We start from the raw sequence: 11,737 nt of genomic DNA on the forward strand, positions 1-11,737 counted from the left end.
GAGAAAACTGCAAAGGGGATGTCTTTTTGTCTGATTGGAAAAAAACGCTGAAAGCTTGGCATTTAATAGAAATGCTCGATATTCCGGTTTTGCCAGACAGTAATGTTGAATATTTAAGGGAAGGTGCTGACCACACACACCTTCCTGGAAATGAAACAAATAACAATTCATCACCCTGTCGAATTTATATCGGACTATGTTCTACACAGAAGACCTTAGAATATATTCGTGATGCCTTTCATTCCGAAGAAAAGTTCTATCAAATGTCCACCGAAAAAACTTTCTTGGCTGCTTTAAATGTTAATGAAGCGGGCTATTACGAGCCGGACAGTCTGGAAATCCCTTATTTCACAGCTTTCATTGGTCAGCTGAAGAAAGATAATGATGAAGTAAATTACAGTGCGTTCACAGATTTTTATAAAAAAATGAATAATGATCTTCAGCTTAAGCTGACAAGCGATTACAAAGGCAGAGTTATTGGCGAATCTGAATTGTATAAGATTCAGTCTCTACTAATAAAGGAATTAAACTTTCCTTCCCTATTGCTTACGAGCAAAGACTCTGATTTGATTCTTGTAAATGCTATTGAAAAATTCAATCCAAACCAGCCCCTTCCCCCTCTAATGAACAGTTTTTATATTGAGGACCTGGAAATGCTGATGCAAAAAGATCAATTGTCTTCTGCACTGAATCAGTATATAACAGGAACCACCCAAAAAACGGATATTGATGAGAATGAAGAAGAGCTGATGAAATGGCTCGCCCCTTCTAAACTTCCCAAAGCAAGGTGGCCTGCACCCGCGCATCATAAGCTTTCTTTGATGCAACAGGCAGCGGTTAATATTGCAGTGGATCCCTCCACTCAGCTTAATAGTGTGAACGGTCCCCCGGGAACAGGAAAAACCACTTTGTTAAAAGATATTATTGCTTCCTATTATTTTGAAAGAGCTAAACAAATGTGCAAATTTCAACACCCTACTGAAGCTTTTTCTGATGAAGAAGCCCCACCAGAGCTAAAGAATAAAGGATTTCAAAATCGCTTCCATCATTTAGATCCTTCGTTGAAATCCTTCAGCATGGTCGTTGCTTCTTCCAACAATGGCGCAGTAGAAAATATTTCAAAAGAATTACCTCGGACGGAAGAGTTAATTCGCGACTGCTCTTTAGAAAAAGATCCGGAAATTAAAAAACGTGAACAGGAAATCAAGGATCTTACAGAAAACCTAAATTACTTCCGCTCCCATGCAGATGCTCTTTTAATCGAAGAAGATTTAGAAATTAAAGAACCTTTCCAATCATGGGGACTATTTTCTGCAGCTTTAGGTAATTCAAAAAATAAAACGAAATTTGCCAACACTCTTTGGTTTAGCAACATAGATGGTGTAGACAAACTAAATAATCTTCTTAAAAATAATAAAACTACGATAGATGACTGGAAGCAAGCGCAAAAAGAATTTGCTGACTTGGAAAAGCAAATAGATAATAGAATATCTTTTTTAAATCAACTGCATGAGGAACTCTATGAACTTAAAAAGAATCAGTTAGAGATTAAAAAGCTTAACAATTCCATTGCTGCTTATGAAAAACAATTAGCCTCATTGAACCAAAAAGCAGAGATCCAAAAAATAAAAGTTGATAAATATACAGAAATTTTAGAGGCGTCCAATGAGGAATCTTTACTTTGGTGGCTGACTAAAGAAGGGCGAACGCATCATAAGTTACTTCTTGAAAGTAAAATTAAACGAGCGGAAGCAATGAAAGTGCTCATGAATATAGAAGAAGAACAAAATGCAATCTCTCAATCCATAGAAAAGAAATCTGTACCTCTTCAAAAAATGCAGGTGCAGATCTTAAAATTCGAGTCTCAATTAGATGAGTTAAAACAGAAAGACATTACCATCCCAGATCAGTATTTCTGGAATGGAGAATATGATATAAGACAAAAAAGCTGTCCCTGGGTAGACGCAGAATTGAACCATCTCCGTTCGAAAGCTTTTTTGCAGGCAGTTAAAATACACAAATTATTTGTATTTCTGGCGTCTAAAAAAGTGCGAAATAATTTAGGAATTTATTTTAACAGTGCGAACTTCTCTCCTAATCATGAAATAGTAAAAAGAGCAAAGAAAGAAGCTTGGCAGACATTATTTTTAATTATACCCGTAGTTTCTACCACATTTGCGTCTGCGAGCAGATTGTTAACAGACTTTGATTTGGAAGAAATAGGATGCTTATTTATTGATGAAGCAGGACAGGCAGTTCCCCAGGCAGCAGCAGGGTCAATGTACCGAGCCAAAAATGTAGTTGCTGTAGGAGATCCACTGCAAATTGAACCAGTTGTTACAATGCCGGAATCAATACTGCACGATATCCATAGAAAATTCAAGGTTGACGCAGCCCTCTGCTCTTTGGAAGCCTCTATACAAACAGTCGCAGACCGCGGAAATCCACTTGGTTCTTTGCAAAAAAACGGATGGATCGGCATTCCACTATGGGTGCACCGGCGTTGTCAGCGTCCCATGTTTGATATTTCCAATGAAATAGCTTATGACAACAAAATGGTATTGGCGGCAGAAGGCACATCTCAATATAGCTTTTGGGAAGATTCAACTGGGAAATCAATTAATTACCAGTATGTGGAAGAGCATGGAAAGTCAGCAGCAGTGCTAATTTTAAGTTTGTTTGAAGAAGAAAAAACAATTGCTGATGTATTTTTAATCACTCCGTTTAAAGCAGTCGCGGAACAGCTGAAGACAGAATTAAAGAAGCAGGCAGATTTTCTGGCAAGCATCTCCAACACAAATAAAAAAGAAGTCATCCGCTGGATAAATAGAAATACTGGCACTGTGCACACCTTTCAAGGAAAAGAAGCAAGGACTGTTTTGTTCATCGTTGGTACAGACGAGAATCAACAAGGGGCAGCCCAGTGGATCGTTTCAAAACCGAACATTTTGAACGTAGCAGTTACTCGTGCGAAAAAGAACTTCATTTTAATAGGCGACCATAACCGTTTAAAACAAATGTCCTACTTTAAAGAAATAAACCATAGTTTGGAAAAAAAATATTTGGAGACTTTATTAAAGTAATAAAACACTTTATTATTAAAGCTGTCTCAGTACTGCTTAGATGATATTTACAGTTTGTATTCTGATTTATTTGAAAATGATCCCATAAGATAAAATCTTATGGGATCATTTTCTGTACTCAATCGCTATTGAAGCTATGAAATTATATTTAATCAAACAGGCTTAATTCATAATATTCCCCATATATATTCGTTCTTTTTATGCTAATACCTTTTTCAATACTCTAGAAAAAGGGTTTGATTTTTGTGGAACTTTCTCCGGAGAAGCTTCCAGAACAGCCCAGCTGAAAAGGTTAATACCATCCAGTGCGTTAGGATGAATATGATCTGTAAGCCACTTCCGCGGATTACGTGTTTGATACTTATCATATATTATTTTGTTCGGATCAATAAACAGCGCTTTATTCGAGCTGCAATAGGTTTCCAGTGCTTTACTGTATTCTTCCAGCATAGCAAATCGTTCCGGTTTTTTCAGCTTCGACACTGGGTCGTGATTGTCTGTGGTCCAAGGGGCAATAAACACAAAGGAAGCATCTTTTTTCACTTCCCGGATGCCGGACACAAACTGATCAATGTTTGCAGTGTATTCTTCCGGAGTCATTGCACATCGCTTAGGATCACGGTAACGGACATCGTTTGTTCCTAATGCGACTACATACAAATCACTTTTACTTTCCACTATTTCTTTTTTGTTTTTCTCTAAAAGTGATGTCGTTCCCCCATCTATGGAGAATTGGACAACTTCCAAATTGGGCATCCCGGCAGTAATAGGTTCATACCAACCGTACCCTCCATTTTGAGTTCCTTCAGTAATGGAATCTCCAATAAAGCAAACCTTTTCAGTCTCTTTAAGCAACTGATAAAATGCTTTATTTTTCCAAGCCCCTTTCTTTTCAAGCGGAATTACTTGGTTACGAACATATCCTTTTGATTTCCCCTCTGCTCTATCTGCAAATAAATAATATTTTTCCTGCAATTGATCAATAGGGAGACTTTCTCCGAGCATAGTACCGGTAATAAGTTCGTGCACTACCTTAACCCTGTCATATTCCATGGTGGAAAATGTTTTTCGCAGTTCAGGATTATGAATAATATCAAAGATAGGCAATGACTTATAGTTTTTATCCAGGTAAGAATGTGCATAAAGCGGTATACATGCTGCAGCGAAAGGTTTCCCTGTTTTCGGATCAAGATATAAGTGACTGAAGGCCGAGGCATCTCCATCTTTCGCAGTATAGGAATTCACGAAGTTTCCAGGACAATGCAGAATAAGTACGTCTGTATTTTCTATAGGATTTTTCCGCCATTCGTAAGGTTGTACTGCCTGAGGATGATCACTTAAAATAAGGTCAGCACCTTCTTCCACAAAAATATCACACCATACAGTCTGCATACTATCCGGTGAGTGCCTAAATTGTTGTCCCATATGAGGGAGTACTACAATACAATCAGGTTTTCCCCTTTTGATTCTTTCAAAATCTTCCTTTACATCCCTTCTAACCTGCTCAAAGTTTTCATCATTTGGTGAGACAAGCAGAGAAGTAAGATGCTTGTTTTCTTTCTTTAAAAAGAAATTGTTATCATATCCATTACTTTTATGAGTATAAGCGAGAATAGCAACTTTCAAACCCTTAATTTCATAAATAGGTAACTTCTCTTTTTCTGCCTGATTTCTATAGCCGCCTCGATGTTTTAAACCTACTTCATCTAAAATATCGAATGTTCTCATAGCTCCATCCTCTCCGCAATCAAGAAGATGATTATGTGCAGTAGTTACAAAATCAAAACCAGCCTGTTTAACCTCTCTTGCATAACTGTCTGGAAAGTTCAGTGTCAGCGGCAGAGCATCTCCATAGCAGCTGGTGCTGTATTCATATTTTTCGCCGGCAGTCGGTCCTTCGAAAACACCCATAGCAAAGTCAGACTCTGCAAGATGTTTCTTCACATATGTGAACATCGGACTAAATTCATATGTCTTGGTAGCTGGGTCGTATGCATTTAAAACTTGATCTCTGAAAAGAATTAAACTTCCTACAAAGGAAAGACAGACCCCTTCCTCCAGCCGTTTCTTTTCGCTTTTCTTAATAATCGGGTGCATCTCCGGACTAGATTTTTTCTGCTTGGAATCACTTTTAATTTGTCTGGTAACTTTTTTTTGATACGAGGCTGCCAGCTCACGGACTATCTCTTGAGAAGCTCGCTCTGAAGATAAGAGTGCTTCTATATTTTCAATAGCATGTGCAAGCTTTCCACTTTTCACTCTTTTTCTTGCTTTGTCTAAATGCCAATCAAGTATTTTTTCTTTATCAATAATATATTCAATTTTGGTGTTTTGAAAAAAGTTCACTGCAACTTGCTTCAATTCTCCCGATTCAAGTAAAGCTCTTGCAGTGTAATGACCAGCGTTATCCAATGCATGATATTCTGCATCAGGATAAGCAACTTTAATAAAAAAGTCTACATAGTACCGATCAATATAATTTTTTTCATCGAAAAACACACAGACACGTTTCTCAGTTATTGCTGACTGATGAAGCTCTTTATGTTTAAATCCTTTATTTTTGAAACGCGAGTCCATAAGCTTGTTTATAACAGGATGAGCAGGAATACGCGGACTCATAGCAAGTATATTAGCATTTACTGCTCCCCCGAAATAAAGCGCACCATATGCTCCCAGACTTGAGCCATATGTATACACTTCTTTACCAGCAATACTTCCTTCTACAATAGCAGAAAACTTATCTGCCGAAAGAAACTGATATTGGGTAGTACGTTTTTGCGCCACATATATATAATCATATCCTTGATTATATATTAATTTATCACCGAATCCCGTTTCTTCCAGGTTAGAATCTATCTCACCAAAAGTTATGATTACTTTCTCGCTTCTTTTTTCCACATTTTTGTGATACGTAATTTTATAATTTTTTTGTGAAGTCAACACGTTTGTTTCGTATTTCATAATATCTCCTTTATAATTTCAATATTCATTTATAACAATCGATTATAACTAACCGGATTATCTAAATGATAAAAACAATTTAGATTATTAAATGTTGAATTCCCTTTATACAGAATCACTTTATTAATTTACCGCAGCTTCTCCCATTTCATGTCTGTAAAACAAGGACCCACAAGAGCTTCGTGATATTTTATCCCCGGATATGCGGCATTCCATTCAATGATCTTTACGTCTCCATGTTCCGTAATTGCTAAGTCCCAGCCGACAATGGTGAACTGCGGAAGTTTCCGATGAATATTCTCACATTCTTTTACTGCTCTACTAAAGTGAGGCACACTTGCTCCTGCAAATTTCACTTTTGAATCAGGGTGCTCGTAATGCTTTTTCCACTGATGATCAATACCGAATTCTCCTAAATCTCCGTTCTGATTAACGATAGGTACACTTACAGCATCTGAGCTTTCTACAAATTGCGAATCCTTTCTCCCAAGCCGGAGCGTAGCTGCACGCATTCTGATAGAATGATCAAGCCCCTTCACTGTAGTTATTCTGATGGTAGCTACACTCCCCGTAATAAACTCATTAAACCATGCCGCCTGTTTTATTGGAGTTTGTACTACGCAGTCTCCCATCTGCTTCATTTCCGATAAATTAAAACTCTGCTTATTAACTTTAATAACACCTTTTCCTTTATTCGTAAGATCTCGTTTAATATAAAGCTCTTCATCCGTTTCAAACAATTTCTTTTGAATATCCTTATCCCGAATTAAGTCATACTCCGCAGTATACAGCGCATTATCTATCCAATAAAATTTATCAGGCAGCAGTTCGCTTCCAATTATTTTTTTGCTCAACGTTTTAACATTTGCTATTTTGCCTATTCCTTTATTTACTTTTGGTGCTACTACATAACCAAAAAAATTATCAGGTATCCATCCTTCGATAAACTCTTCATTATAAGCTGTATAAACATACAGCCAGTAGGCATAAGCAGCAGAGCCAAAAGTGGCTTTCGAATATTCATCTATTTCAGATTTTTGCTTTTTTGAAAGAACATAGTTTGAATTGTTTTCAATGTGGTTTAAAGCTTCCAGCGCTTGTTTTTTGTGTCTAAGATTCGCTTGATCTTTGGCCGAATTTTTATAAGATGGACGAAGTCGCTTTATTATTGCTTTCATTTGCATTCTCCTTTCACTTGCACTAATTTCGATAAATAAGAAAATCTTATACTCTGTTAATTATTCGCAGCAAGATAGCAGCAGAGTTTTTTATGCTGATCTGCTTCTTTTCATATTAACAGAATTTCAGATTGATTTTATTAACTATAGGTTTCTTTATAAAAAAAGAAGGTTTTTCCATAAATCCCTCATCGGTATAATAAAGGAAATAATATATCATATAAAACAGCCTTCATACTATACTCTCAGTACAAAGGCTGCTTAATATTCGACTGTGCAATTTCGATATAATCTTTTTTATTATCTATACTTTTTGGGAACTGCCCATATCAGGTCAAACAACCGCACCTTAGAATAATATCCATTCGATTGAAAAACAATTACCCTGCTTTTTTTCTCTCCTTAATCCTGCAAGTTCTGATACATTCATATCACCTTTTTCGTTTAAGTAATCTTCTTATTAATGTTATTACACACATGCAGTTATAAAGAATCAATTTTTCCACTTATATGTACATAAATGAATAAAATTTAGTCTTTAAACCTGCATAAACCAGTGTTTTATTAGGTGTGCTGGTTTTTGTTTTTTTATTTAGTTAACGAAAAATATCGGTAGATGCAGGTGCAGAAAGTGCCTGAAACATTTCCTCCAGTACTTTTATGTAATCGTCGCGGAAGAAATGCTGTTACACATTGATTCCCATGCCGCGGTTCAGAATACCGTTTTTAAAATGTTCCACTTACTCTTTTACAGAACCTGAAGTAAGTCCTGCAACAATACGACGCTGAAAGATCAGCACTATAACTACGATAGGAATCGTCACTAGCACAGTTGCTGCAGTTATATCTCCCCATGGGATCGTGTATTGGGACTGATACATTGATAACCCTACCGGAATGGTCCGCCAGTTATCGTCTGAGTTAATGGTTAACGCAAAGAGATATTCATTCCATGCTGCAATAAACACCAGAATCGCGGTCGTAAATACCCCCGGTGCGGCAAGCGGAAAAATAATTTTCCGGAATGTCTGGAACGGTGTTGCCCCATCCAGCTTCGCGGATTCCTCCAGCTCGAAAGGAATCTTTTTGAAAAATGTTGCTAAAATCCAGATCGCAAGCGGCAGGCTGATTGTAATATACGGAATCACGAGACCCATATAGCTGTTTCGCAGTCCAAGACCCTGAATCAAATTAAAAATTGGGGAGATAATAGCTATCTGCGGGAACATTGCGGCCGCAAGTACGATTCCCAGAATTGTTCCTTTGAATTTAATCGGCAGACGAGTTATAGAATAAGCTGAAAGCGAAGCAACCGAAATTGCAATTACTGTTGTCAACGTGGACACTGCAATACTATTCCACATATACCGGAATAATGGACGAGTTTCAATTGCGTTTATATATGATTGGAAAGTAGGGTCTGTGGTAAACCAGCTGTATCCGCCGAAAATTTCCCCCTGAGGTTTGATGGATGTTAAGAACACCCATAAAAATGGGAACATCGTTACGAAAATAAAAATACTGAGAAAGATATAAAATGGTAATCCGGCTTTTTTCCTCATATTGGCTGCCTCCTTTTAGCTTTTTCCTTTTTTATCTTCAAATAAGTCTGAACCGATCAGCTTAATGAAGAGAATACTGATGATCGCTACAGAGAGGAACATAATCACGGAAAGAACGGAACCTTCCCCAAAATTCTGCTGCGCAAAGAGTACCTGATAGGCATAAACAGATACAGATTCGGTGCTGTTTGCAGGTCCCCCGCCTGTTAATACATAAATCAAGTCGAATACCCGGAAGGCATCCAGTGTTCTGAACAGGAGTGCTACAAGAATCGCTGATTTCAGCATTGGCAGCGTAATATAGAGGAACTGCTGGAATTTGCCAGCGCCGTCCACTTCCGCTGCTTCGTACAGTGATTCTGAAATCGTCTGCAGTCCTGCGAGTAAAAGCAGCGCCATGTATGGCATCGTCTTCCATACGTCCGCTAATATAACGGAAAACATCGCTCCGGACCCTGTACTCAACAGAATGGAAGAGTCGGAAATCAAACCGAGCTGATGAAAGTAATGCGCCACGATCCCAAACTGTCCATCGTACAAATAGCTCCACATCATCGCACTTACAGCCGTAGGGATGGCCCAGGGGATAAGAACTGCTGCCCGGACAGCGCCACGACCGATAAAGGCACGATTTATAACAATTGCTACCGCCAGCCCGATAATTAATTCAAAAAATACGGATACTACCGTGAAAAATATGGTATTCCACATTGCATCCCATGTACGTCCCTCAGTTAAGTATTTACCATAGTTGGACAAACCGATAAAATTCGGCCGGATTAACGCCCGGTCCAGCTGGTCTATCGTATTGCCGGCACTGGCCAGCTGTTCTCCCAGCTCTTCATCATCTGTCGCCATTTGAAATTCACTGATGTCTTCCGTCGCGCTTTCAAGAATCTCTGTATACTCTTCCGAAAAATTGTTGCTGATTTCTCCATAGCGCAGATCGTTATCATTTACAGGCTCGAAATTTGTTACCATTTCATCAACGATGGCGTACTGTTCCGCCAGGTTATCTGAAGTCACGATCTGCTGATGATACTCATCAATCTGTGTTTGAATCTCTGCAATTCTATCTTCCATTTCGGTACCTTCTACCTCTGAAAGAAGAGATTCTATATCCCTTTCATAAAAAAAGTAGTTGTCGGCATATCGTTCCATATCAATCTGATAGCTGAGGGTTGTCTGGTTTCTCGTCGGATCATTCAGGCGGTAGTCGAACATACTGTTATAAAACGACTGGGCCACCGGCCAAAGTGTAATCGCAAATATTAAAATCAGGGCCGGGAGCACCATTAGATAACCCAGCTGTTTTTCGTTTAACTGAAAACCTTTTTTCTTATCACCCATATGTATTTCCTCCTTTACGTCTAAAAATTACAGCAGCTCGTGATATCGATTTCAACAGTAATTAAAGAAACACAACAAATTACGTCAATAGACGTAAAATTATTTGATTGGAAGTGTTTTTTCTTATAGGCTGTCTTGAAAATAAAAGTTTTGCTAAAAAATAAGGAAGTGAACAGAGTGTCCACTCCCTACAAGAACTATTTTTATTCATCCAGTGCTGATTCAATTTCCTGTTCCATATTTTCAATTGCTTCTTCTGCAGAAATATCACCAGCAAGAGCTCGGGAAAGTTCAATCTGCATAATATCTGAGATCTGTGGATAAATTGGTGTGACTGGTCTTGGGATTGCATTTTCCAATGTTTCTACAAATTCTTCATCCGCAAACAATGGTGCAGCCTCCTGCACTTCTTCATCATCATATAAAGCACGGATTGTTGGAGCTCGTCCACCTTCGACAGCAGAAATTTTCTGTCCTTCTTCTCCCGTTTTAAATTTCACAAACTCCCAGGCTGCTTCAACGTTTTGCGAGTTACGATTGATCATTGTCATCCAGCCACCCAGACCAGCGGCACTTCCCTCATCTCCCGCGGGTAAAAGAGAAAAGCCGACATTTCCAGTTACTTCTGAAATCTCTTCATTCTGGGCATTTGCCTGCATATAAGGCCAGTTTCGAGCAAAGATGGCTTGTCCATTGATGAATGCATTTTCAGTTGCCGGTTCATCAAAATTAAGAATATCTCCTGGTACAAAGTCAGACGCTACAATTTCGATCATTTTTTCCAAAGCAGTCACCGCTTCAGGTGAATTAATGGTTACGTTTTGGTCTTCATCAATTACCTCCGCTCCATAAGCACCAAAGAATTCAATCGCGTTTACGACTAGACCTTCATACTGATTGGCCTGCATCAAATAACCGAAATCAGTTCCTTCTTCTCCTTGAAGCTCCTGAGACATTTCAATCAGTTCATCCCAGGTTTCCGGAGGAGAATCTACAATATCCGTGCGGTAGTATAGAAGCCCTGCATCTGTGTAAGTTGGCATGGCCCACATGCGGCCGTCAAAGTTGCCGGAGTCAACAGTTCCCTCAAAGTAGTCATCCAGATTGATATCATCTGCTTCAATAAAACGGTCGAGTTCCAGTGCATACCCTGCCTGGGCAAATTCTGCCGGCCAGATTACATCTGCATCAAATACGTCTATTGTATCGTCTCCCCCGCTGAATTCCGTAACGTACTGGTCATGTGACTGACCAGTATCGGCAGTCATTTCTCTGACTTCTACGGTAATATTTGGATTTTGCTCTTCAAACGCCTCTACAAGCGCGTCGGTAGCATTTGTAGTGTCCTGTCCCGATGCGTAAGTAATCGTAATTTCTTCCCCGTCATTCTCATTTACATTGCTTGATTCATTTACAGTATTATTTCCCTCTACGTCTGTATTATCAACTTCTCCGTCGCCTGCATTTATATTTCCATTGTTAGCAGTGCCTGCACCATTTTCATTATTGTCCGCTTCTCCATTATTCCCGCAGGCTGCAAGAACCCCTGCCATTGACAAAGCCAGAATACTTTTTAATACTTTTGTTTTAATCTTCACAATGA

Annotated in this window: 6 protein-coding genes; 1 reads left to right on the plus strand and 5 read right to left on the minus strand. The window is 38.7% G+C overall.

What is annotated here, in order from left to right; genetic code table 11:
- Positions 1 to 26 precede the first annotated feature (26 nt).
- Positions 27 to 3,083, plus strand: coding sequence for a DEAD/DEAH box helicase (locus tag BLP92_RS10715; protein WP_090842958.1), 3,057 nt, complete (start codon positions 27 to 29; stop codon positions 3,081 to 3,083).
- A gap of 198 nt (positions 3,084 to 3,281) precedes the next feature.
- On the opposite strand, the gene BLP92_RS10720 is transcribed toward BLP92_RS10715, so the two are convergent.
- The 5 genes from BLP92_RS10720 to BLP92_RS10740 all read right to left on the minus strand — a co-directional run bounded on the left by BLP92_RS10720 (position 3,282) and on the right by BLP92_RS10740 (position 11,732).
- A complete protein-coding gene (locus tag BLP92_RS10720; RefSeq protein ID WP_090842959.1) occupies positions 3,282 to 6,044 on the minus strand; it encodes a CapA family protein in 2,763 nt (920 codons plus the stop codon).
- A gap of 128 nt (positions 6,045 to 6,172) precedes the next feature.
- The gene (locus tag BLP92_RS10725) at positions 6,173 to 7,222 is read right to left on the minus strand and encodes a sugar-transfer associated ATP-grasp domain-containing protein (RefSeq protein ID WP_175444257.1); all 1,050 of its coding nucleotides are present in this window, start codon (positions 7,220 to 7,222) and stop codon (positions 6,173 to 6,175) included.
- A 740-nt stretch (positions 7,223 to 7,962) separates the two neighbouring features.
- The gene (locus tag BLP92_RS10730; protein WP_090842961.1) at positions 7,963 to 8,784 is read right to left on the minus strand and encodes a carbohydrate ABC transporter permease; all 822 of its coding nucleotides are present in this window, start codon (positions 8,782 to 8,784) and stop codon (positions 7,963 to 7,965) included.
- A gap of 15 nt (positions 8,785 to 8,799) precedes the next feature.
- Positions 8,800 to 10,134, minus strand: a complete 1,335-nt coding sequence (locus BLP92_RS10735; protein WP_090842962.1) for a carbohydrate ABC transporter permease — start codon at positions 10,132 to 10,134, stop codon at positions 8,800 to 8,802.
- A 203-nt stretch (positions 10,135 to 10,337) separates the two neighbouring features.
- Positions 10,338 to 11,732, minus strand: coding sequence for an ABC transporter substrate-binding protein (locus BLP92_RS10740; RefSeq protein WP_244516784.1), 1,395 nt, complete (start codon positions 11,730 to 11,732; stop codon positions 10,338 to 10,340).
- Between the last annotated feature and the right edge of the window lie 5 nt (positions 11,733 to 11,737).

It is taken from the genome of Alkalicoccus daliensis (genome assembly GCF_900103955.1).
Lineage (GTDB): Bacteria > Bacillota > Bacilli > Bacillales > Salisediminibacteriaceae > Alkalicoccus > Alkalicoccus daliensis.

Excerpts from the sequence above, each read along its gene's own strand:
- BLP92_RS10720 (WP_090842959.1), bottom strand. The coding sequence starts at position 6,044 with ATGAAATACGAAACAAACGTGTTGACTTCACAAAAAAATTATAAAATT.
- BLP92_RS10725 (WP_175444257.1), bottom strand. The coding sequence starts at position 7,222 with ATGAAAGCAATAATAAAGCGACTTCGTCCATCTTATAAAAATTCGGCC.
- BLP92_RS10735 (WP_090842962.1), bottom strand. The coding sequence starts at position 10,134 with ATGGGTGATAAGAAAAAAGGTTTTCAGTTAAACGAAAAACAGCTGGGT.
- BLP92_RS10730 (WP_090842961.1), bottom strand. The coding sequence starts at position 8,784 with ATGAGGAAAAAAGCCGGATTACCATTTTATATCTTTCTCAGTATTTTT.